We start from the raw sequence: 26,967 nt of genomic DNA on the forward strand, positions 1-26,967 counted from the left end.
TAAAGGCATGAAGCGGCAGTTGAAAAGCCCGCTTTCAGAAGGGCAAAAAGGGCTGTGGATGCTTCAAAAAATGTCTCCTGGGATGAGTGCATATCATATTCCTTTATGCTTTCGCTTCAGCAAACCAATACATGCAGAGACGTTCAAGAAAGCCCTTCTGTTTGTACAGAGACAATATCCGATCTTAGCCAGTGTGATTCAAGAAGAAAATGGCATTCCATTTCAATCGGTTCAGTTATCAAAGGATCTTTATTTTGTGGAAGAGGATATATCAGCAAAGAAATCAGCAGATATCTTTCCTTTTCTAAAAGAAAAAGCAAAAGAACCTTTCCAGTTGGAAGCTGGTCCGTTATGGCGCACACACCTTTTTCATCGGTTAGAAGAATGCATTGTTCTTATAACAATTCACCATATCATATTTGATGGTGTGTCGATGCTGACATTGATATCGGCGCTATTCGAAGCGTATCAACAATTGCTGAATGGGATTGAGCCCTTGCAGCAGCCATTAACAGCTGATTATTACGATTTTGTCGATTGGGAAAAACGGATGCTGACTGGCAGAGAAGGGGAAGAGCATCTCGCTTACTGGAAAGAACAGTTGTCTGGGAGTCTGCCAGTTCTTGATTTGCCTGCTGACCGTCCGCGGTCTTCAGCACGAAAATTCAAGGGGCAAGCTTATAAAAGCTTGCTCCCCCATCACCTGAGCAATCAAATTAAATCGTTTGCCCGCACCAATCATGTGAATGAATCGGTTGTGTTTCTCTCCATTTACAAAGTGTTGCTGCATCATTATACAAAACAAAAGGATATCATTGTTGGCGTTCCGACAATGGGTCGGCAAGAAGACAGATTTGAAACCCTAATCGGTTATTTTATCAATATGATGGCTGTTCGGAGCAAGAATATCGGATCTCAGCCATTAACAGCATTTATTCGGGAACTGCAGCTGACAGTGGCTGACGGCCTGGATCATGCGGCGTTTCCGTTCCCTGCATTGGTAAGAGAGCTGAATGTAGACCGCTCGGCCGCGGATTCTCCGGTTTTTCAAACAGCTTTTCTGTACCAAAACTTTTTTCAGGCAACAGGCTTGCAAAAAGTGCTCGAACCGTATCAAACGCTTGGCATCGAATATATTGAAGACATTCGGCAAGAGGGTGAATTTGAGCTGGTGCTCGAAATATATGAGCAAGAAAATGAAACAGTGCTTCATCTTCTGTACAACCCTGATTTGTACGAACTGTCCTCCATTGAAAGCATGATGGAGAACTATATGAAGCTCGCGCAGCACATGATGGAGGACCCGTCTTTGCCGCTTGAAGCTTACTCTTTGCAATTAAATCAAGAACAAACTAGTTTGCTGGAACAATGGAATGCGACAGGGACAAACATCGCAAATGAAAAGTGTATACATGAGGTGTTTGAGGAAAAAGCGAAACAAACCCCTGATGCGGTTGCTGTGATGTTTGAAGACAGATCACTTACATATAAAGAAGTAGATGAAAAAAGCACATCTGTGGCAGTCTACCTTCAACATCAGGGTGTTGGACCTGAACAGCCCGTTGGCATTTGTGCAGAGCGTTCGTTTGATATGATCATCGGAATTTTAGGAATACTGAAAGCTGGCGGAGCGTATGTGCCGTTAGATCCAAGTTTTCCGCAAGAACGATTAAAGTACATGCTCAAAGACAGTCAGGCATCCATTGTCCTCACCCAACCTAACGTTCATGATAGGATCAGCGGATTAACTGGCAGCCATGTAAAAGCGATCAATATCGAGTTAGCTTGCCGAAACGGTTATACAGACCAGCAAAGCAGCGGTTTAAAGCGGGAAGTAAAACCGGAACACCTCGCTTATATTATTTATACATCGGGAAGCACCGGAGAGCCTAAAGGGGTTATGGTAGAGCATCGGAGCATTATGAATACCCTGAATTTTCTTGAATCTCACTATCCTGTAACGGCTGAGGATGCATATTTATTGAAGACGAACTATGTGTTTGATGTATCGATCTCAGAATTATTCGGATGGTTTATTGGAGATGGCCGTCTAGTGATTCTTCCGCCTAATGGGGAGAAATCACCGCAGCTTTGCATGGATTATATTGAAACATATAAAGTGACTCACATTAATTTTGTGCCGGCCATGCTGCATGTTTTTTTAGAAATGGCGAAAGACAACAAGCGATTCACAGAGGATGGTCCGCTGAAGTATATGATGGTTGCAGGTGAAGCCTTCCCTAAAGAATTAGTGAAAAAGGCGGTATCGCTCTTTACAAACTGCCGTGTTGAAAATATATACGGACCGACGGAAGCCTCCATTTACGCTGCGTATTTTGGATGCGGAAAAGCAGATATCGCAAGTCACCATACACCGATTGGAAAGCCTGTCTCCAACACGAAAATTTACATTGTGGACCAGCATTTGAAGCCTGTCCCGATCGGAAAGCCTGGTGAGATTTGCATCGCTGGAGCCGGTTTGGCAAGAGGCTACTTTAAAAAGCCGGGGCTTACGGCTGAAAAATTTATTGATAATCCCTTTGAACCAGGGACGAAGCTATATAAATCGGGTGATTCAGCAAGGTGGCTTCCTGACGGCAACATAGAATACTTGGGACGGATTGACAGCCAAGTCAAAATACGCGGTTTTCGCGTCGAGCTGGGCGCAATAGAAACAAAGCTGAGTGAATTTCCGGGCATTTTAGATCAGGCGGTAGTAGTGAAGCAGCTTGAGGGCCATCAACAGCTCGCTGCTTATTATACAGAGGAAAGCGGACATGCCTCTGCCAATCCAAAAGATTTGCGCCTTCATCTAAAATCGAGTCTGCCTGAATATATGATACCTTCACACTTTATCCGCTTAGATGAGCTTCCATTATCGCCCAGCGGAAAAGTGAACCGTAAAGAATTAGAAAAACGCGAGATCGTGTTCAACAGAAGGAAACCAAATCACTTGCAATTAACGGAAATAGAGGATCAGGTGCTGCGCATTTGGGAGGAAACGCTCAAGGTCAGCGGATTTGGGCCGGAAGACGGATTTTTCGATGCGGGCGGCGATTCGCTTCTGGCTGTAGCTGTGGCTGAACGAATCAAAAAAGAATTCGATTGTGAGTTTCATGTTACTGAGCTGTTTGAGTATTCCACGATCCGTGCAATCAGTGAATACATTTTGGAGATGAAAAACTCAGATCTAGCCGGGACACAAAATGAAGATGATCATGATGACAAAAAAGATGGAAAATACCCGAAACAGAAGATTCCCCCTTATTTTGACGACAGTGTTGCGATTGTGGGGATATCTTGCCAGTTCCCGGGTGCGAAAAATCATCATGACTTCTGGAACCACATCAAAGAAGGCAAAGAAAGCATACGATTCTTTTCTGAAGAAGAGCTTCGCGCAAATGGAGTTCCCGAAGAATTGATACAGCATCCTGACTATGTGCCTGTGCAATCTGTGATCGAAGGGAAAGACTTATTCGATCCCGGTTTCTTTCAAATCTCGCCAAAAGATGCTGAGTATATGGACCCTCAGCTTCGCCTCTTATTGCTGCACTCCTGGAAAGCGATTGAAGATGCAGGATATGTGGCTAAGGAGATTCCGGCAACAAGTGTATATATGTCTGCAAGCAGCAATTCATATAGAACGTTATTGCCGAAGGAGACAACAGAAGGACATGAATCACCGGATGGCTATGTCTCTTGGGTTTTAGCCCAAAGCGGAACCATTCCCACAATGATCTCACATAAGCTCGGATTAAAAGGGCCAAGCTATTTTGTTCATTCTAACTGTTCTTCATCACTAGTCGGTTTATATCAAGCATACAAAAGCCTGACATCGGGCGAATCACAATATGCGCTTGTCGGAGGCGCAACATTGCACGCACAATCAGCGATCGGCTACGTGCACCAAAACGGGTTGAATTTTTCAAGCGACGGGCATGTGAAGGCGTTCGATGCTTCGGCGGACGGAATGGCCGGAGGTGAAGGCGTAGCAGTCATCCTGCTGAAAAAAGCTGTGGATGCCGTAAAAGACGGAGACCATATTTATGCCATTATGCGCGGAATAGGCATCAATAATGATGGGGCAGAGAAGGCAGGCTTCTATGCGCCAAGTGTAAAAGGCCAAACAGAAGTGATACAGCATGTATTGGATACAACCAAGATCCATCCTGAAACGGTCAGTTATATTGAAGCGCACGGGACGGGAACGAAATTAGGCGATCCTATTGAAATGTCTGCTCTAAATAAAGTGTACAAGCAATACACCGACAAAACACAATTTTGCGGAATTGGTTCAGTGAAAACGAATATCGGCCATTTGGATACAGCTGCGGGGTTAGCCGGATGTATTAAAGTTGCGATGAGTTTATACCATAATGAACTTGCACCGACCATCAACTGTACGGAGCCGAATCCGGATATAAAGTTTGAAAGCTCTCCTTTTTATGTTGTCCGTGAACGAAAATCGTTAGAGAAACACGCAGGTGTCCATCGGGCGGCTCTGAGCTCATTCGGCCTTGGCGGAACTAACGCCCATGCAATATTTGAGCAATATGAAAACATTTCTGATGCAGGTGCCGAAAACGAAGGCAATCAGCCTTACATCATTCCTATATCAGCAAAAAATAGTGAACGGCTCCAAGTATACGCGAAGGAAATGCTGTCCTATATCAGTCAAGACGAGCAAAGGCATTTCTCTTTAAGAGATATTGCATATACCTTCCAAGTCGGCCGTGAAGCAATGGATAACAGGATCGTTTTTATAGTGAACGATCTGGAAGAGTGGAAACATCAGCTGGAAGCTTTTGTGACTGGAAAGCCGCTCGCAGAAGGCTGTATTCAAGGAGAAAAAACGAGAATGACATCCGCTGAACAGCTGCTTGGAAATGCTGAAGCAGATGATATGGCTTCATCGCGGATATCAAAAGAAGAATTGAGAAAGCTTGCCGAGATGTGGGCAAATGGCTTTCACGTTGAATGGCGCAGGCTCTATCCAAATATAAAGCCACGCCGCATCAGCTTGCCGACATACCCTTTTGCCGAAGAACGATACTGGCCTGAAAGCAGCACCGGCGCTATCACAACAATTGAACCATCTCGTTTGCATCCTTTGGTGCACCATAATACATCGGTTCTGTCAGAGCAGCGTTTCAGCTCCATTTTCACAGGACAAGAGTATTTTATTGCCGAGCATATCATTAAAGGCATGGCGATTTTGCCGGCGGCGGTCACGCTTGAAATGGCAAGAGCCGCTATAGAACAAGGAATTGGCGGATTGGAGGATCATGAAACTGGAATCAGGCTGAAAAATGTCGTGTGGGTTCGCCCGGTTGTAGCAGGAAGTGAGCCGGTTCAGGTAAATATCGGACTTTACGATGAAGATGGCGGACATATTGCTTATCGGATGTATGGTGATCCGGAATCCGCTGATGCAGAACCAGTTGTATATAACCAAGGTAAAGCGGAATTGATTCAGTTAAAGCGAGAAAAAGCACTGGATCTTTCTAAGATCAAGAAACAATGTGATCAAAGCAAAATGGATGCTGCCTCGTTTTATGAAGGGATGATCGGCGCCGATTACGGTCCAGGTTACAAGAGTGTAGAGGCCGTATATAAAGGCGACGGCCAGCTGCTTGCCAAATTATCACTGCCAGAATCTGTTGCACATACGTTGGGCGATTATGTTCTTCATCCAAGTGTAATGGACGGGGCGTTACAGGCGGCTGAATATTTGCAAAATGTCGTCAGAGCGGAACTTTCAGACACTGAAGACTTTAAGGCAGCACTGCCATTTGCACTGGAGGAACTTGAGGTTTTTCGTCAGTGCGTTTCTGACATGTGGGTTTATGTTCAATTCAACTCGAAAAACAAACCAGGAGATTTGATACAGAAAGTCGATATTCACCTATGTGATGAGCATGGCATGATCTGTGTGCGGCTGAAAGGATTTTCGACGAGAGTGATGGAGGCAGATATACAAACCGAACCATCAAAAATCAACGCTGAAACTTTATTGCTTCAGCCCGTTTGGCAAGAACAAAAGGCTGCTAACAGCTTAGCTGCAAAAAAATATGCAGAGCATCTCGTATTCCTATGTGAATATGATCATGAGACGAGAAAACAAATTGAAGCAGCCATCGAGGATGTCCATGTATACAGCCTGGAAGCAAGGCCTTCTTCAGTAGATGGGCGTTTCCATTCTTATACAGAACAAGTGTTTAAAAAGGTACAAGAGATCATTCGTACGAAACCGAAAGACGGCATTCTCGTTCAGATCGTGACCTCTGCCGAGGGAGAACAGCAATTGTTTTCAGGGTTGACAGGACTGCTGAAAACAGCTTGTCAGGAAAATGCCAAACTAACCGGCCAAATGATTGAAGTCAGCAGTGAAGAAAGTGGAGAAAGCATTGCTGGCAAACTGTTAGAAAATCAAATGAGCAGCGATTCATATGTCAAATATCAAAACGGGACACGGTATATTGCTGATTGGCGTGAAATCAAACAGGCAAAAGGAGACGGCAGCAAACCGTGGAAAGACAATGGCGTTTATCTCATTACAGGAGGTGCCGGCGGACTAGGTCATATTTTTGCAAAGGAAATTGCGGAACAAACGAAAAATGCGACAGTCATTCTGGCGGGCCGCTCACCTCTTAGCGAAAGCAAAAGCAAAAAGCTGAAAGAGCTTCATAGCAAGGGGGCTGACATCACCTACCGGCAAACAGATGTTACCAATAAAATTGAAGTCTATCAGCTCATTGACGACATTCAAAAAAGATATGGCCGTCTGAACGGTATTCTTCATAGCGCCGGAATCATCAAGGACAGCTACCTGGTTAATAAACAGGTAAAAGATCTGCACGATGTACTGGCGCCTAAAGTAAAAGGGCTTGTTTATCTAGACGAAGCGAGCAAGGATTTGCCTTTAGACTTCTTTATTCTCTTTTCATCTCTTTCAGGAAGTTTAGGGAGCATTGGCCAGTCTGACTATGCGGCAGCCAATGTATTTATGGATATGTATGCAGGCTATCGAAATAGGCTTGCCGACCTCAGCCAGCGGCATGGGAAGACGCTTTCTGTAAACTGGCCTTTATGGAGAGATGGAGGCATGCAGGTCGATCAAGAAACTGAGAAAAGGCTTGTACAACTTGCCGGTATTGTTCCTATGAGGGCAGAAAAAGGAATTCAGGCATTATATCAAGCACTTCATTCAGAAGCAAACCAAGTAATGGTGATCGAAGGCGATGTGCAGAAAATAAAACAAAACATGCTGGCCAAAAACGCCTCAGCACCTATGGAAAAGAAGGAAGCAGAACACATGACTGAACAAATAAATAGCATTGATACAGACAGTTTGCTGGATAAAGTAAAGGCGATGTTAAAGCGAGAGATCGCCAAGCTGTTAAAGGTCAAGCTTGAAACGATTGATGATCATGCCGAGATGACGGTGTATGGTTTTGATTCTATCTCCATGACTGAATTCACCAACCATATCAATCGCGCCTATCAGTTAGAGCTGACGCCAACCGTATTTTTTGACCACCCGACGATTCATGCGTTTGGCAAGCATTTGTCAGAAGAATATCAATCGGTATTTGCGAAGACATTTGCTGTGCGCGCTGTATCGGCTCAGATTCAGCCTGCCGCGAAACAGGAACAAGCCGTGCGTGCCAAAGCTAAAAGACGCAGAAAGCAGCAAGTCATGCTGCCAAACGCCATACAGAGTGATGCTGGGCCTGAGCCAATTGCCATTGTGGGCATAAGCGGGATTTTCCCTATGGCGAAAGACGTTGAGGCGTACTGGAACATCTTAAAAGAGGGCAAAGACTGCATGACGGAAATCCCGAAAGATCGCTGGGATTGGCGTGAATATGAAGGTGATCCGGCGAAGGAAGTCAATAAAACGAACGTGAAATGGGGCGGCTTTATTGACGGTATTGCAGATTTTGACCCATTATTCTTTGGCATTTCCCCGCGTGAAGCTGAACAAATGGAACCACAGCAGCGCTTACTGCTGACTTACGCCTGGAAAGCGATCGAAGATGCAGGATATTCGGCGAAAAGGTTGTCAGGCACAAAGACCGGCGTCTTCATCGGAACGGGAAATACAGGATACAGCTCTCTTCTATCTAAAGCGAACTCGGCAATAGAAGGATCAGCGGCAGCCAATACGAGCCCATCGGTCGGTCCGAACCGGGTCAGTTATTTCCTTAATCTGCACGGGCCGAGCGAACCGATTGATACAGCGTGCTCAAGTTCACTAGTGGCGATCCACCATGCCATCTCTTCAATTGAGGAAGGCACTTGTGACATGGCATTAGCCGGCGGTGTAAATACGATTATCCTTCCTGAGGTGTATATCAGCTTTGATAAGGCGGGAGCACTGAGCAAAGAAGGAAAATGCAAGACGTTTTCAAATCAAGCCGATGGTTTTGCGCATGGGGAAGGTGCCGGCATACTGTTCCTGAAAAAATTAAAAGCGGCTGAAGAAGCGGGAGACCACATTTACGGAGTCATAAAAGGCAGTGCAATCAATCACGGCGGCCGTGCAGCCTCTTTAACGACTCCCAATCCGAAGGCGCAGGCTGATGTTATTCAGTCGGCATATCAAAAAGCGGGAATCGATCCGAAAACCGTGACCTACATTGAAGCCCACGGAACCGGGACGGAGCTTGGAGACCCGGTTGAAATTAACGGTTTGAAATCAGCTTTTAAAGCATTGGGTGTAAATGAGGGAGACACATCAGCCAATCCTTACTGCGGTTTAGGTTCTGTAAAGACAAACATTGGCCACTTATCGCTGGCAGCCGGTGCAGCAGGAGTTATTAAAATATTATTGCAGCTTAAGCATAAAACCTTAGTGAAAAGTCTGCATTGCGAAACCGTGAATCCATACATTCAGCTGAAAAACAGTCCGTTCTATATCGTACGGGAAACGGAAGAATGGAAAGCGCTGAAAAATGAACGGGGAGAAGAGCTTCCTCGCCGGGCAGGTGTCAGTTCATTTGGAATCGGCGGGGTAAACGCCCACGTGATTATCGAGGAATATATTCCGGAAGCATCCGATGAGAATATACCATCCATCACGCCGGAACATCCGGGTATCTTCGTTTTATCGGCTAAAAATAAAGCGCGGCTAAAAGAACATGCACAGCAACTGGCAGATGCGCTTGATAAGCAAACATATAGTGACGTAAATCTCGCCCGAATCGCTTATACACTGCAAGCCGGACGGGATGCGATGGAAGAACGTCTCGGGATTATTTCCGGTTCCATTGAGGATTTACAGCAAAAGTTAAAAGACTTTGCAGCGGAGAAAAGCGGTGTGGAGGATGTATTTAAAGGCAGGATTGATAAAGGCACACTCCAAATGCTGACAGAGGACGAAGAGATTCAAGAAGCCGTCGAGAAATGGATGGAACGGGGAAAGTATGCAAAATTGCTTGAATTATGGGTAAAAGGGCTTGATGTAGACTGGACGAAATTGTATGGCGAGAATCTGCCAAAGCGCATCAGCTTGCCGACGTATCCTTTCGCAAAAGACCGTTATTGGACCTCTGATCATATTGAAAAAAGCGGCAGCATTGATGCAAATAAAGCAGCCTCCCGCCTTGGCGGAGCCGTGCTGCATCCATTAATGCATCAAAACACATCGAATCTCTCGGAACAAAGGTTTAGCTCTATTTATACGGGAGAAGAGTTTTTCCTTGCTGATCATGTTGTGAAAGGCCAACGGATTTTGCCGGGAGTGGCTCATCTTGAATTGGCGCGGGCAGCTGTTGAGCAGGCCGCAGAGGTACAAGGTGTACCGTGTACCATGAAGCTAAAGAATGCGGTGTGGGTGCGGCCTATTGTTGTAGAGGATCAGCCGCAACAAGTACACATTAGGCTTTTACCGGGGGAAAATGGTGAGATCTCTTATGAAATCTATGGTCATTCAGACGTTACTGGCGAACAGTCAATCGTCTACAGTCAAGGCAGCGCGATATTGAATCCTGCTGAAAATCTGCCGACGGTTGATTTGCAATCTCTGCGGGAACAGTGTCAGGAAAGCCATTTCAGCGTAAACGAAGTATACGACACCTATCGAATGATTGGATTTGAATATGGTCCTGCTTATCGCGGAGTGAAAAAAATCTATACAGCTGAACAATTTGTTTTGGCAAAATTGTCATTGCATCCGTCAGCTGCAGATACGCTCAGCCAATACAAAATGCACCCTGGGCTGATGGATTCTGCTTTGCAGGCGTCAAGCATTTTGACAGGCGCCGGGGATAACCAGCTGACACTGCCTTTTGCGGTCCAGGAGCTTGAAGTCTTCGGAGCATGTTCGTCAGAAATGTGGGTATACGCAAGATACAGCCAAGGCAGCAAGGCAACTGATAAGGTGCAAAAACGCGATATTGATATTTTAGATGAGAGCGGCAATGTTTGCGTACGGATGAAAGGATTATCTTTCAGAGCAGCAGAAGGCGGCTCTGGATCGGCGGAATCTGATCAAACGCTGGCAACCCTGATGTTTGAAGAAAAATGGGTGCCTAAGGATTTTAAAAAAGATAGTCCTGAGCCTCATTACGAACGGCACATTGTCATGCTTTGCGACATGAATGGCCTCTCAAAAGATCGCATTGAATCAAGAATGACAGGAGCGGAATGCATCGTTTTGGAGTCATTCCGCGAAGGACTTGCAGAGAGGTTCCAAGATTATGCCGAACAAGCGCTTGAGACGGTCCAGGGTCTTCTCAAAAGCAGACCTCAGGGCAATGTTCTGATCCAGCTGCTTACCTCTGCACAAAGAAAGCAGTACTCATTCTCAGGGCTATCGGCGCTCCTTAAAACCGCCGGCCTGGAGAATAAAAAACTAATCGGCCAGACGATTGAAATCGATTCACATGAAAATGTTGAAAGTGTAATAGAAAAACTGAAAGAGAATAAAAGGCACACAGAAGATCAGCACATCAAATATGAAAAAGGCAAACGGTACATCAATGATCTGGATGAAATGCAAATAGATGATCGGGAAATAAGCATGCCGTGGAGAGATAAAGGTGTATACCTCATCACGGGCGGCGCAGGAGGACTTGGGTTTATTTTTGCAAAAGAGATTGCTCGCCAAGCCGAACAGCCTGTGCTCATTCTGACAGGCAGATCCGCGTTGAATGCGGATCAGCAGGCGGAGCTTAACGAACTTCAGCAATTAGGGGCTCGCGCAGAATACAGGCAGGTTGACGTGACACAAACGGAAGCAGCCTCCGAGCTTATCACAAGCATTACGTCTGATTACGAAGACTTGAATGGTGTCATTCACAGCGCTGGGCTGATTAAAGATAACTATCTTATGAGCAAAACCAATGAAGAGCTGACACAAGTTCTCGCTCCTAAGGTGAAAGGGCTTGTGAATGTGGATGAGGCAACCGAGCATCTTGCGTTAGATTTCTTTATCCTCTTTTCTTCAATATCAAGTGTTGCCGGCAGTGCGGGACAGGCCGATTATGCAATGGCTAATGCATTTATGGACAGTTATGCTGCTTATCGGAATGCGCTTGTAACCGCCATGTACAGGCACGGACAAACGTTGTCAATCAATTGGCCGCTCTGGAAAGAAGGCGGCATGCGCGCGAATAAAGAAATTGAAAACATGACGTTGAAAAACACAGGTGTGACTCCAATGCGGACCGAGACCGGCATTCAAGCGCTGTATAAAGGTTTGGTATTTGGCAAAGATCAAGTCATCGTCATGGAAGGATTCAAAGACATGATGAGGGAAAAGCTGACTCAAAAGCCGTCTTCTGATGATGTACCAATGAAAACAGTGCAAGTACCGGTGACATCTGAAGCAAGAATGGATCAAGGGAATATGTTCGATCACATTCAAGAAGTTTTAAAGCAAACAATCTCTCAATTGCTCAAAATCAAACCTGAAGAGATTGACCAGGACATGGAGTTTAATCAATATGGATTTGATTCGATTACGTTAACTGAATTCGCAAATACACTGAATGAGAAGTACAAGCTGGATCTTACGCCTACGATCTTCTTTGAGCACGCAACTGTTTATGCATTTGCAGGGTATCTGTCAGAAGAATATCCAAATGCTTTTACAGCTCAAACGCCTGCCAAAGCTGAGGTGCTGATGCAGCCTGTCGAACAGAATATAAAAAATATGACGTTTTCGACTGAAAACCGCTTTGTAAAACCTTCGGTAACACCAATGCAAAAGGAAGCTGATCACAAGCCTGAGCCTATTGCGATTGTGGGAATGAGCGGCGTTTTCCCAAAGGCAAAAGACGTTGAGGAATATTGGAAGAACCTGTCATCGGGCACAGATTGTATTACAGAGGTTCCAAAAGACCGCTGGGATTGGCAGGAGTATTACGGAGACCCTCTGAAAGAAGCGAATAAAACAAACGTCAAATGGGGCGGTTTTATTGATGAAGTAGCTGACTTTGATCCATTGTTCTTCGGCATATCTCCGCTGGAGGCTGAGCAGATGGAGCCTCAGCAGCGCCTGTTAATGACCTATGCGTGGAAGGCGGTAGAAGAAGCGGGACACTCAGCGAGAAGCCTGGCAGGAACTAAAACGGGCATCTTCATCGGGACAGGAAACACAGGGTACAGTTCACTTCTGTCAAATGTAGACATCGAAGGCTCAGCGGCTGCGAATATGAGTCCTTCTGCAGGACCGAATAGAGTCAGTTATTTCCTGAACATTCATGGACCGAGTGAACCGATCGACACTGCGTGCTCAAGCTCTTTGGTCGCCATTCATCATGCGGTTTGCGCCATTGAAAATGGAAACTGTGAAATGGCGATTGCGGGAGGGGTCAACACGGTCGTAACTCCGCAAGGCCATATCGCCTATGATAAGGCCGGGGCGCTGAGCAAAGAAGGAAGATGCAAAACATTTTCTGACAAAGCCGATGGATTCGCAGTCAGTGAAGGTGCCGGCATTCTCTTTCTGAAAAAGCTGACAGCGGCTGAACGAGACGGTGATCATATTTACGGTGTCATTAAAGGAAGTGCGGTAAACCACGGTGGCCGCGCAAATTCTCTAACGACTCCTAATCCGAAAGCTCAGGCGGATGTCGTAAAAACAGCATATGAAAAAGCGGGAATTGATCCAAGAACCGTAACTTATATTGAAGCGCATGGGACTGGAACCGAGCTGGGCGATCCAGTAGAAATCAACGGCTTAAAAGCGGCATTTAAAGAGCTGTATGAAAAAACGGGGGACCCGGCTGTTCATGGCAGCCATTGCGGACTTGGATCAGCGAAAACAAACATCGGTCACTTATCGCTTGCGGCCGGTGTGGCGGGTGTCATTAAAGTGTTATTGCAGCTCAAGCATAAAACGCTTGTCAAAAGTCTGTACAGTGAAACTGTTAATCCATATATCAGACTGGATGACAGCCCGTTTTATATTGTGCAGGAATCGAGAGAGTGGCAGGCGCTTCGGGATGAAGCCGGCCGAGAGCTGCCGCGCCGCGCAGGCATCAGTTCGTTCGGGATAGGCGGCGTCAATGCCCACGTGGTCATTGAGGAATATATTCCGAAAGAAACAACCCATCCTGCAACAGCATCAGCTGTGACAGCACAGCACCCGGGCATCTTTATTTTGTCGGCAAAGGATGAAGATCGTCTGAAAGACCAAGCCCGTGAATTAGCAGACTTTATCAGCAAGCGATCTATCACTGCTCGTGACCTCACTGATATTGCTTATACACTCCAAGAGGGGCGTGATGCAATGGAGGAGAGATTAGGGATCATCGCTGTCTCGACTGGGGACTTGCTGGAAAAACTGAACCTCTTTATAGAAGGGGGCACCAATGCGAAGTACATGTACAGAGGCAGAGCAGAAAAAGGTATCGCACAAACATTGAGATCAGATGACGAAGTACAGAAAACGCTCAACAATAGCTGGGAGCCTCACATATATGAAAGACTGCTTGATTTATGGGTAAAAGGCATGGAAATAGGCTGGAGTAAACTGTATGACGGCAAACAGCCGAAACGCATCAGCCTCCCTACCTATCCATTTGCGAAAGAACGCTACTGGATAACGGATACGAAAGAGGAGGCAGCCGCCCATCAAACAGCTTTAAAAACAGTCGAATCAGCAGCTTTGCATCCATTGATACATGTCAACACATCTGATTTGTCAGAGCAGCGTTTCAGCTCGGCCTTTACAGGTGCTGAGTTCTTTTTCGCCGATCATAAGGTGAAGGGAAAACCGGTTATGCCGGGCGTGGCATATCTTGAGATGGTTCATGCTGCCGTTACAAGAGCAGTGAGAAGAACCGAAGATCAACAATCTGTTATTCACATCAAAAATGTTGTGTGGGTGCAGCCGATTGTGGCGGATGGCCAGCCTGTTCAAGTGGATATCAGTCTAAATCCCCAGCAGGACGGCGAGATTGCTTTTAACGTCTATACAGAGGCTGCACACAATGATCGAAAGATACATTGTCAAGGCAGTGCTTCAATCCGTGGGGCAGGAGACATTCCAGTCCAGGATATCAGCGCGCTTCAAGACCAATGCAGTTTAAGCACACTCTCACACGACCAGTGTTATGAATTGTTTAAGGCGATCGGCATTGACTACGGACCTGGTTTTCAAGGGATAGATCGGCTTTACATCGGCCGCAATCAAGCCTTGGCAGAGCTTTCTCTGCCTGCTGGTGTAACTCACACACTGAATGAATTCGTTCTTCATCCAAGTATGGCCGACTCTGCTTTACAAGCGTCGATCGGGCTAAAGCTGAATTCCGGTGACGAGCAGCTTTCTCTGCCTTTTGCGCTGCAAGAGCTAGAAATATTCAGCCCGTGTACAAATAAAATGTGGGTGTCTGTGACATCTCGTCCTAATGAGGACAAAATACAGAGACTGGATATTGATTTGTGTGATGAACAAGGCCGAGTGTGTGTAAGAATCAAGGGGATTACCTCAAGGCTGCTGGAAGAAGGCATACAATCGCCAGACGGGCCGACATCACTAGGAAACTCCAAAGCAACTCTTAACGGAGCGCTTCTTATGGCGCCGATATGGGATCGAGTGCAGCTGGAGAAGAGGAGCATTTCGCCTGCTGATGAGCGTGTTGTCATCCTCGGAGGGGATGACAACAGCAGAAAAGCTGTTCAAAGGGAGTTTCCGTTTGCCAAGGAGCTGTACATTGAGCCGTACGCATCAATTCATAGAATTACAGGCCAGCTTGAAGCACTCGGATCGTTTGACCACATCGTGTGGATGTCTCCTTCTCGTGTGACAGAGTGCGAAGTCGGCGATGAAATGATTGAAGCCCAAGATCAAGGCGTCATTCAAATGTATAGGCTCATTAAGGCAATGCTTTCTTTAGGCTATGGACAGAAGGAGATAAGCTGGACGATCGTGACGGTGAACACACAATATGTTGATCAGCATGATATTGTCGACCCGGTCGATGCCGGGGTGCACGGCCTGATCGGTTCAATGTCAAAAGAATATCCAAATTGGCAGACAAAGCTGATCGATGTTAAAAAATACGAAGACCTGCCGTTATCTCAACTCCTTTCCTTGCCTGCCGATCAAGAAGGGAATACGTGGGCCTATCGAAACAAGATTTGGCATAAGCTTCGTCTAATTCCAGTACACAACAATCAACCGGTGCACACGAAGTATAAGCACGGAGGTGTTTATGTTGTCATAGGCGGAGCTGGCGGTATTGGTGAGGCGTGGAGTGAATATATGATCAGAACATATCAGGCGCAGATCGTTTGGATTGGCAGAAGGAAAAAGGATGCAGCCATTCAAAGCAAGCTGGACAGACTTGCACGTCTAGGGCCAGCCCCGTATTACATTCAAGCAGATTCGGCTAACCGAGAGGAATTAGAACGCGCGTATGAAACAATGAAACAAACGCATCGTGAAATCAACGGCATCATCCATTCTGCGATTGTCTTACAAGACCGAAGCCTGATGAATATGAGTGAGGAATGTTTCAGAAACGTTCTTGCTGCAAAGGTTGATGTAAGCGTGCGAATGGCCCAAGTTTTCCGGCATGAACCACTGGATTTTGTTTTGTTTTTCTCTTCCGTACAATCGTTTGCAAGAGCTTCCGGACAAAGCAATTACGCTGCGGGCTGCAGTTTTAAGGATGCTTTTGCACAGCGGCTTTCTCAAGTATGGCCTTGTACAGTAGCCGTGATGAATTGGAGTTATTGGGGAAGCATTGGTGTTGTTTCATCACCGGATTACCAAAAGAGAATGGCTCAGGCAGGCATAGGCTCAATTGAAGCCCCTGAAGCAATGGAAGCTTTGGAATTGCTGCTCGGGGGACCGCTGAAGCAGCTAGTAATGATGAAAATGGCAAACGAAACGAATGATGAAGCGGAACAGACAGACGAAACGATTGAAGTGTACCCGGAAACTCACGGCTCCGCCATTCAAAAGCTGCGAAGCTATCACCCGGGTGACAGCACAAAGATTCAACAACTGTTATAGGAGGGGAAGCGCCAATGCTGAACACAGAAGACATTCTCTGTAAAATGCTTTTCGCACAATTACAGTCCATAGGGTTTTTCACAGAAAGTAAATCCCAGCCGGTATTGGAGAATTTCTATGGCAGATGGTTTGAAGAAAGCCAATCGATTTTAGAACGGCATCAATTTCTCAAGCGAACGGAGAACGGATATGTTCCAACACGCTCAATAGGCACCATGAGCGAGCTGTGGAAAGAATGGAATGAACAAAAATTTGACCTGCTTCAAGACAATAATATGAAAGCCATGGTGACATTGGTGGAGACAGCACTTAAAGCCTTGCCGGAGATTCTGACCGGCAAGGCGTCAGCCACCGATATCCTGTTTCCGAATTCATCTATGGATTTAGTAGAAGGGGTCTATAAAAACAATCAAGTCGCAGACTATTTTAATGATGTTCTTGCAGATACGTTAACAGCCTATCTGCAAGAACGCCTGAAGCAAGAGCCTGAGGCGAAGATTCGAATATTAGAAATCGGAGCTGGGACCGGCGGGACAAGCGCGGCTGTTTTTCAAAAATTGAAAGCATGGCAGACACATATAAAAGAATATTGTTATACAGATATGTCTAAAGCTTTTTTAATGCATGCAGAAAATAAGTATGGTCCTGACAATCCATATTTGACATATAAACGATTTAATGTCGAGGAGCCGGCGTCTGAACAGCATATTGATGCGGGAGGCTACGACGCGGTCATCGCGGCAAATGTGCTTCATGCCACAAAAAATATCCGGCAGACATTGCGAAATGCAAAAGCAGTTTTGAAAAAAAACGGGCTGCTCCTTTTAAATGAAATTAGTGATCATAATATATATTCGCATTTGACGTTCGGCCTTTTAGAGGGCTGGTGGCTGTATGAGGATCCTGATCTCCGCATACCGGGCTGCCCGGGCCTGTATCCGGATACTTGGAAAACGGTGCTTGAGAGTGAAGGATTTCGCTATGTTTCCTTTATGGCTGAACAATCGCATCAGCTCGGCCAGCAGATCATTGCCGCTGAAAGTAACGGAGTCGTCCGTCAAAAGAAGAGAACGGGGGCAGAAGAAGATCCAAGCCATATACAAATGAATGCTGAAATCGATCATTCACATGAAAGCGATTCTCTCATCGAACAAACGGCACAATTTGTGAAGCATACGCTGGCAAAATCAATCAAACTATCACCAGAACGTATTCACGAAGATACGACATTTGAGAAGTATGGAATTGATTCGATTTTGCAGGTGAATTTCATTCGTGAATTAGAAAAAGTGACGGGAGAGCTTCCAAAAACCATTTTATTTGAACATAACAACACAAAAGAACTCGTCGAATATTTAGTAAAGGGGCATGAAAATAAGCTCCGGACAGCATTGTTAAAGGAAAAAACGAAGCCTGCAAAAAATGAAGCTCCACTTCAACCAGAGCGTACAGATCCTAATAAGCCATTTACTTTTCATACACGCCGCTTTGTTACAGAGCAGGAAGTCACGGAAACTCAGCTAGCAAATACCGAACCACTAAAAATAGAAAAGACAAGTAATTTGCAAGGAACACATTTTAATGATTCTAGTACAGAAGATATCGCAATAATCGGGGTAAGCGGGCGCTATCCGATGTCTAACAGTTTAGAAGAGCTTTGGGGGCATTTAATCGCCGGAGACAATTGTATTACAGAGGCACCGGAATCCAGATGGCGCACATCTTTATTGAAAACATTATCAAAAGATCCAAAAAAGCCGGCAAATAAGAAACGCTATGGCGGATTTTTACAAGATATAGAGGCATTTGACCATCAGCTTTTTGAGGTGGAGCAAAACCGGGTGATGGAAATGACACCTGAACTCCGTTTATGTTTAGAAACCGTCTGGGAAACGTTTGAGGACGGCGGCTATACGCGAACCCGGCTGGATAAATTGCGGGATGATGACGGAGTAGGTGTTTTTATAGGGAATATGTATAACCAGTATTTTTGGAATATCCCATCTTTAGAGCAGGCAGTCCTCAGCTCAAATGGGGGAGACTGGCACATTGCAAATCGCGTTTCCCACTTTTTTAACCTGACCGGACCGAGTATCGCTGTCAGCTCAGCATGCTCTAGTTCATTAAACGCCATACATCTTGCGTGTGAAAGCCTGAAATTGAAAAACTGCTCAATGGCGATTGCTGGGGGTGTCAATTTAACACTCGATCTCTCTAAATATGATTCTTTGGAGCGTGCCAATCTGCTGGGAAGCGGCAATCAAAGCAAAAGTTTTGGCACAGGAAACGGGCTTATTCCCGGGGAGGGCATTGGAGCTGTCCTGTTAAAACCGCTTTCGAAGGCAATGGAAGATCAGGATCATATTTACGCTGTGATCAAAAGCAGTTTTGCCAACCATAGCGGCGGAAGACAGATGTATACAGCTCCGGACCCCAAGCAGCAAGCAAAGTTAATTGTCAAGTCGATTCAGCAGTCGGGCATTGATCCAGAGACTATCGGCTATATTGAATCGGCGGCAAATGGTTCGGCGCTGGGCGATCCTATTGAAGTAATTGCCTTAACAAACGCGTTTCAACAATATACAAACAAGAAACAGTTTTGTGCGATAGGCTCTGTCAAATCCAATCTGGGGCATTTAGAGGCGGCTTCCGGTATTTCTCAGCTGACAAAAGTGCTGCTGCAGATGAAGAAAGGGACGCTGGTGCCGACAATTAACGCGATGCCTGTCAATCCAAATATTAAGCTGGAGCACACGGCTTTCTATCTTCAGGAACAAACAGAGCCATGGCATCGCTTGAATGATCCTGAAACTGGAAAACAATTGCCGCGCAGAAGCATGATCAATTCCTTCGGAGCGGGGGGAGCCTATGCCAATCTTATTATAGAAGAATATATGGAGATGCCTCCTGAGAAAGAACATATCGCTCCCCGCCAGCAGGAATTCACTGCCGTTTTTTCAGCCAAAACAAAATGGAGCCTGCTTAGCTATCTAGAAAATATGCAATTGTTTTTAGAGAAGGAAGCTTCTCTGGATATTGAACCCGTTGTACAGGCTTTACACAGGAGAAACCATAATTTAGAGCATAGGGCTGCATTTACAGTGACATCGACTCAAGAGCTGATCGAAAAACTAAAGGTGTTCCGAACATCAAGAGAAAGCTCACTCCAGCAAGGCATCTATACATCATTCGATTTACAGCCATGTGCGGAATCAGCATCTAAGGATAGAGAAATAAACGCAGCAGAGCAATGGGCACAAGGGGCATCGATTGCTTTTAAAGAAGCTGATATAGGGAACCGAACAGGCTGGGTTCATCTGCCTCACTATGCATTTGACCATAATACATCATTTCATTTCGATGTATCGTCTATCAATGAGAAATCGTCAGATGTTGAAGACAATATTAATCAGCCGGTCATTCAAGATCAATTCACTTATGATGAGCCTTACGTTCAAGGACACGTCTTCAACAATGAACGGGTGCTTGTCGGTGCCACATATGGCAGTCTGGCCATTGAAGCATTTTTTAACCTGTTCCCTGAGGAAAACAGCGGCCGTATCAGCAAATTAAGTTATACCAGTCCAATTGTCATCAAACAAGGCGAGACCATTGAACTTCAGGCAAAGCCGCTGCAAAAAGATCAAGTCATAGAACTGCAAATCATGTATCGCGAGCCGTCCTCTGGTTTGTGGAAGCCTGCCGCAATCGGACAATGCGGAATCGGTTCTTTTGAGCCGAAAAAAGTCAATATCGAGAACGTTAAGCATTCATTAACTAAGCTTCATCACATCGATCAGATGTATAAAACCGGAAACGGTCCTGAATGGGGAGAGTTATTTAAGACAATTACTCATCTCTACAGAGATCACAAGTCTATACTGGCAAAAATTCGCCTGCCCCAAAGCGGGCTGGCAAACGGGCACCATTACACTGTAAGCCCATTGATGACAAACAGCGCGTACTTGGCTATCCTCAGTTTCTTAGAGCAGTTTGACATGACAGGCGGCTTCCTGCCGTTTGGAATCAATGATATCCAGTTTACAAAGCAAACGATAAAAGGGGATTGCTGGCTTTTGATTACATTGGTTAAGAATACAGGTGACATGCTGCTGTTTGATGTAGATGTGATCAATGAGTCGTCAGAAACAGTGCTGCACTACTCGGGCTACTCGCTTAAACAGCTTCGTATTTCGAATCAAAGAGGAAATCAAAATAAGGCCATCAAAGCCAGCAATCTGAAAGATCGTATCAGAAGCTATGTAACAGATAAACTGGCAGTATACATGGCCGATCCGTCAAAATTGTCAATTGCAAAAGCGCATATCATGGATTTTGGAATTGATTCTTCTCAATTGGTTGCACTGACAAGGGAGATGGAAACAGAGACAAAGATCGAATTAAATCCGACTCTGTTTTTTGAATATCCGACTATTCAAGAGTTAATCGACTTTTTTGCGGACAAACATGAAGCATCTTTTGCTCAGCTGTTTGGTGAAGCTCATCAGCAGGAAGAACGCCCAGCTCAAATCGAAAACCAAATGAAACAGATTCCGGCATACGAGACGAACACGGATAAAACAATCGAACACGCGGCAGACGGCATAGCCATTATCGGCATGTCGGGACAGTTTCCGAAAGCAAACAGCGTAACGGAATTTTGGGATAACCTTGTCCAAGGAAAGAACTGTGTCTCTGAAGTGCCGAAAGAACGCTGGGACTGGCGCAAATATGCCGCAGCCGATAAGGAAGGGCAATCAAGCCTTCAATGGGGCGGTTTTATAGAAGGAATAGGTGAGTTTGATCCCCTGTTTTTTGGCATATCGCCTAAAGAAGCGGCGAATATGGACCCACAGGAGTTTCTGCTCTTGATACATGCATGGAAGGCGATGGAAGATGCAGGCTTAACAGGGCAGGTTGTATCCAGCCGCCCGACAGGAGTATTTGTCGCAGCCGGCAATACTGATACAGCTGTAGTTCCTTCCCTAATTCCAAACCGTATATCCTATGCACTTGATGTAAAAGGGCCAAGTGAATATTATGAAGCTGCCTGTTCCTCAGCTCTAGTGGCTTTGCACAGAGCTATACAATCCATTCGAAACGGCGAATGTGAGCAAGCCATTGTCGGGGCTGTGAATTTGCTGCTTTCACCAAAAGGCTTTATTGGCTTCGACTCAATGGGCTATTTGAGTGAGAAAGGACAGGTCAAATCCTTTCAAGCAGATGCAAATGGCTTTGTCAGAAGTGAAGGAGCAGGAGTTCTCATCATTAAACCATTGCAAAAAGCCATTGAAGATTCTGATCATATTTATTCGGTTATTAAAGGTTCAGGTGTATCGCATGGCGGCAGGGGAATGTCACTTCACGCGCCAAATCCGGCCGGCATGAAGGATGCAATGCTGAAGGCTTATCAAGGAGCGCAAATTGATCCCAAAACGGTGACCTATATAGAAGCGCATGGGATCGCCTCTCCATTGGCAGACGCGATAGAAATAGAGGCGTTAAAGTCAAGCTGCAGTCAACTCGAATTGGAACTTCCACAGGAAGTACGGGAGGAAGCGCCATGTTATATCAGCAGCTTAAAGCCGAGCATCGGACACGGTGAACTCGTCTCAGGCATGGCTGCTCTTATGAAGGTCAGCATGGCGATGAAGCATCAAACAATACCAGGCATATCCGGATTTTCGTCTTTGAATGACCAGGTGTCATTAAAGGGCACCCGTTTCCGAGTGACTGCCGAGAATCAGCAATGGAGGGATTTAAGTGACGATGCAGGCAAAAAAATTCCGCGCAAAGCAAGTATCAACAGCTATAGCTTTGGAGGCGTAAATGCGCACGTCATTTTAGAAGAATATATTCCTTTACCAAAACCACCGGTTAGTATGAGTGAGAATGGTGCCCACATTGTAGTTCTTTCTGCAAAGAATCAAGACAGGCTAAAAGCAATTGCTCAACAGCAGCTTGACTATGTGAATAAACAACAAGAACTGTCATTACAAGATTATGCTTATACACTTCAAACCGGCCGAGAGGAAATGGAAGACCGCCTGGCGCTCGTCGTCCGCAGTAAAGAAGAACTGGTAATCGGCTTGCAAGCCTGCTTAGCAGAAAAAGGCGATAAGCCGAAGAGTTCTGTACCTGTCTTTAGCGGAAATGCAGAAAATGGCTCGTCAGATCTCGAAGCCTTGCTGGATGGTCCATTAAGAGAAATGGTGATCGAGACTTTGTTGTCTGAAAATAACCTTGAAAAGATCGCGTTTTGCTGGACAAAAGGGGTGCAAATCCCATGGGAGAAGCTTTATCAAGGAAAAGGTGCCCGCAGAATACCGTTGCCAACCTATCCATTTGAAAAGAGAAGCTGCTGGAACGGCTTTCAAGCAGTAGAGAATACGCCTTCTGTTTCACAGGATGAGCGTATCAACAACAGCAGCGATCATCACATATTAGCAAATGTACTGGGGATGGCTCCGGATGAACTGCAGCCTCATAAGCCATTGCAGCAGTATGGATTTGATTCAATTTCTTGCATACAGTTATTACAGCAATTGCAATCAAAGGTGGACCCTCTCATTGCCTTGACGGAGCTTCAAGCATGCCATACTGTTCAGGACATGATGGACTTGATCGCAAAGAAACAGGAGGATTCATCCTTACAAAATGATCAAGCTCGCACGTTTCCGGAATTGATACCGTTAAATGACGGCAAGCGGGGGCGCCCTGTCTTTTGGTTCCATGGCGGAGTAGGAGGAGTTGAAATCTATCAGCAATTTGCACAAAAGAGCCAGCGCCCTTTTTACGGCATTCAAGCCAGAGGATTCATGACTGTGACTGATTCTGCTCCTTTGCACGGAATTGAACAAATGGCTTCCTATTATATAGAGATCATTCGATCCATACAGCCTGAAGGTCCTTATGATGTAGGCGGATATTCCTTAGGCGGGATGATTGCATATGAAGTCACTCGCCAGCTGCAAAGCCAAGGCCTTGCTGTCAAAAGCATGGTGATGATTGACTCCCCATATCGTTCTGAGACAAAAGAGAATGAGGCCTCTATGAAAACGTCAATGCTGCAAACAATTAATACGATGCTGGCATCGATTGCGAAACGGGAAAAGCTTACGGATGTTCTCATCAGCCGTGAAGAGGTGGACATAAGCTTAGAGGACGAAGAATTCCTGTCTGAGTTGATTGACTTGGCAAAAGAACGAGGGCTAAACAAACCAGATAAGCAAATACGTGCGCAGGCTCAGCAAATGATGAAAACACAGCGCGCCTATGATTTGGAGTCGTACACTGTTAAGCCTCTCCCTGATCCTGAGACAGTAAAATGTTATTATTTCCGCAACAAAAGCAGGTCTTTCTTTGGTGATTTAGACACTTATTTCACTTTATCAAATGAAAAAGAACCGTTTGATCAAGCTGCCTATTGGGAGGAATGGGAGCGGCAAATTCCCCATTTCCACCTGGTGGATGTCGATTCAAGCAACCACTTCATGATATTAACCGAACCGAAAGCGTCAACAGCCATGTTAGAATTTTGCGAAAAGCTCTATTCAAACAGGGGAGTAGTGAATGCGAATTTCCTTAAGGCTTTCCGGAAGAAACATGAAGCGAGGGAAGAAAAAGAAACAGATGAATTGGTGAAGCGCTGAGAAAACACAAACGCCCCCTCTTTTAAAAGGGGGCGTTTTGAATGTTATTTTGAAAGTGAAACAGGGAGACTTTCTAATCCTCTTAAAAAGACATTTTTTCTCCATTGAATGTCATCAGGTGCAACCGCAAGTTCAATATCAGGAAATCTCTTCAAAAGTGCGTTAAATGCAATGTGGCCTTCCAGCCTGGCAAGAGGCGCTCCTAAGCAGAAATGAATGCCAAAACCGAAAGAAATATGTCTGTTAGGCGACCGGTTTATATTTAATATTTCGGGGTTCTCGAAAAAATTCGGGTCGCGATTGGCAGATCCGATGCCTATAAAAATCATGTCTCCTCTTTTGATCGAATGCCCCTTATATGTAAAGTCTTCGATGGCCCACCGATTTGCCATCATAACGACAGGTGAGGTGTATCGCAGCAATTCTTCAACCGCTGTAGCGATCATTTCAGGATGCTGCTTGAGCTTCTCACATTCCTTCTTGTGCTGCAGCAATGCGAGGGTGCCTGAGCCGAGTAAGTTAACAGTCGTCTCAAGGCCGGCTACAACGAGCAAGAACAGCATCGAATAGAGCTCTTTTTCGCTTAACTTGCTGCCGTTTTCCTCAGCATGCACAAGTTTGCTGATTAAATCGTCTTTTGGCTTTATTCTTCTGTCATGGATCAACTTAGCGATATAATCTTTAAATTCACGAAGGGCCTGATTTGTCAGCTCTCTATTACCTTCAGAGGTATCAACCATCGCATTGGTCCAGATTTGAAACTGTGACCGATCTTCTTTTGGGATTCCCATCAATTCAGATATAACAATAAAAGGCAAAGGGGAAGCGAAGGATTTCATGATATCCGCTTTATTTTCTTTTTCCATTTCATCTAAAAGCTGTTCAGCAATTTGTTCAATGCTGCCGCGCAGATTTTCAATGGTTCGGGGAGTAAATGCTTGATGAACAAGTGATCTCAGGCGGGTATGGTCAGGTGTGTCTTTTGCCAGCATATGATCGGATACAAAATCGATATCTTCACTAACGTTGAGCATTTTGATTTGTTCTTGGTTCAGCACATTTTTTACGTCTCTTGTAATTCGATTGTCTTTTAAAAAGGCCATACAATCATCGTATCGGGTAATTAACCAGGCCGGATATGTGGCTCCGAACCGTTTTAATTCAAATCGGTGAATGGGCTCTTCCTCTCTAAATCGTCCTAAAACTGAAAAAGGATTGTGATGAAACTCTTTACCATGCGGATGAAACATCAATTTTTCCATTTGCATTCTCCTCGCCTAATAGGGTAAATAGATGAATCAAATTGCTGAATTAGTTTACAAAAAACAGAATGATTTGAAATGTAATCCTGTCTCTAAAACTATATATCTATCTTAGGCGTCATTCAATAGGGAGAAGAACGAAAAAAGTGAAAAAACGGCTCGATATAAAGCAGCGCCTTTGAACGAAAGCTCAAAGGCGCTACGCTGTATTATTTTGATGAAAGTGGCTGTCAGCTGTGCTGGATATCAATTGTATATACTGCACGATCTGTTACGACCTTCAATCCTTCGTTTTCTTGGTGAATATGAATGTCACCTAATAAAGGAATCTCATAGGCATTTTGCGGAAGCGGTACGTTTCCGTCCTCAGTGAATGTTGTTCCTTCGCCTTCTAAAACAAGCTCTTCTTTCGCAACATAATCATCAGGATGATTCGTACTGCGTATAGCCACTTTTTGAAGGTGGAGAACAATCTGATCCAAGTCTGATATCTCTTCATCATGGGTCAATTCACCTTTTCTAATATCAAGCGTCTGGCCGACTTTTGATTCCAGCCATTGAGAAAGCTGTGTATTCGTGTGTGCCATCAATATTCCTCCTTTTGATCTACACGATACTATTCCCAATTGCTGCATCTTTTACACGGAAAAGAGCCGCCTCACTCTTTATGTATGAAACAATTCCCTGTTGAGAGCCTTGATATAGCGTACGGCAGAACGCTGGACCGCTTCGCCGGCATTTTCTTTGACAACTTTAGAAAAAGCATTGTAAAGCCGGTTGAATTGAAGCGGTTTTACTTTGGCTGCTATTTCTTCAACTTTGGAGGCGGGAAGGGGAATGAGGTTTGGGTAGCTGTACATAAAGCTGACCCAGTTTCGGTCCGCCGCAACCGTAATGATATCTCCGGTCAATAGACAGCCTTTCCCTTCATTTCCCTTGCTCCAATGCAAAACAGCACCGCCTTTAAAATGTCCGCCCAGTCGGTAAAGGTCCAGTCCCGGCTTCACGTTGAGCGTTTCCCCTGACCAGAAGTGAATGTGATTGCTTGGCCTTGTCACCCATTCTTTATCATCCTCATGGATATAGATCGGCGCCTGAAACGCTTCAGCCCACTCAACTTGAGTAGAGTAATAATGTGGATGAGACAAGGCGATGGCTTGAATACCGCCTAATTCGTTGATTTGGTCAATTGTCTTTTGGTCAAGATATGTCATGCAATCCCACAGCACATTGAAGCCCTTATGCTGGATAAGATGGGCTGTTTGTCCAATCGCAAACTCTGGTTCAGTTTTGATGCTGTAAAGATGCTCTTCTTCCTTTTTAAGGATGTTTTGAAGGTTTCCTTTCTCACGCATGTCTTCAAGGGTTGTCCAAGTTTGTCCATCGGGATGAATATACTGTCTTTCATCCTCGCAAATCAGACACGAGTTGGGCGGATCTACAGTCTGTGCATGTTGCACACCGCATGTATTGCAGATATAATATGGCACTTTCTTCACTTCCTTCATCTATTTTCCATTATTTTACCTTATGATTATGAATATTCAAACGAAAAAACCGGCAGTTCTGCTGAGAGAGA

General features: G+C 45.2%; 5 protein-coding genes. 2 read left to right on the forward strand and 3 right to left on the reverse strand.

Annotated elements, in window-relative coordinates; genetic code table 11:
* Positions 1-7 precede the first annotated feature (7 nt).
* Together MKX38_RS09120 and MKX38_RS09125 are read left to right on the forward strand one after the other, a co-directional pair.
* On the forward strand, positions 8-16,474 hold the full coding sequence (locus MKX38_RS09120) for an amino acid adenylation domain-containing protein (protein WP_339189406.1): 16,467 nt from the start codon (positions 8-10) through the stop codon (positions 16,472-16,474).
* A gap of 14 nt (positions 16,475-16,488) precedes the next feature.
* The gene (locus MKX38_RS09125) at positions 16,489-24,126 is read left to right on the forward strand and encodes a beta-ketoacyl synthase N-terminal-like domain-containing protein (RefSeq protein ID WP_339189229.1); all 7,638 of its coding nucleotides are present in this window, start codon (positions 16,489-16,491) and stop codon (positions 24,124-24,126) included.
* A 44-nt stretch (positions 24,127-24,170) separates the two neighbouring features.
* Here MKX38_RS09125 and MKX38_RS09130 read toward each other — a convergent pair whose 3' ends face one another.
* The 3 genes from MKX38_RS09130 to MKX38_RS09140 all read right to left on the reverse strand — a co-directional run bounded on the left by MKX38_RS09130 (position 24,171) and on the right by MKX38_RS09140 (position 26,878).
* Positions 24,171-25,388, reverse strand: coding sequence for a cytochrome P450 (locus MKX38_RS09130; RefSeq protein WP_167408166.1), 1,218 nt, complete (start codon positions 25,386-25,388; stop codon positions 24,171-24,173).
* A 230-nt stretch (positions 25,389-25,618) separates the two neighbouring features.
* Positions 25,619-25,975 (reverse strand): hypothetical protein, encoded by a 357-nt coding sequence (locus MKX38_RS09135; protein WP_003231786.1) that lies wholly within the window; start codon positions 25,973-25,975, stop codon positions 25,619-25,621.
* 78 nt (positions 25,976-26,053) lie between these two features.
* On the reverse strand, positions 26,054-26,878 hold the full coding sequence (locus tag MKX38_RS09140; RefSeq protein ID WP_080481022.1) for an MBL fold metallo-hydrolase: 825 nt from the start codon (positions 26,876-26,878) through the stop codon (positions 26,054-26,056).
* Positions 26,879-26,967: the final 89 nt, after the last annotated feature.

Origin of the sequence: Bacillus sp. FSL M8-0025 (assembly GCF_037975475.1) — a bacterium.
GTDB classification, from domain to species: Bacteria; Bacillota; Bacilli; order Bacillales; family Bacillaceae; genus Bacillus; species Bacillus subtilis.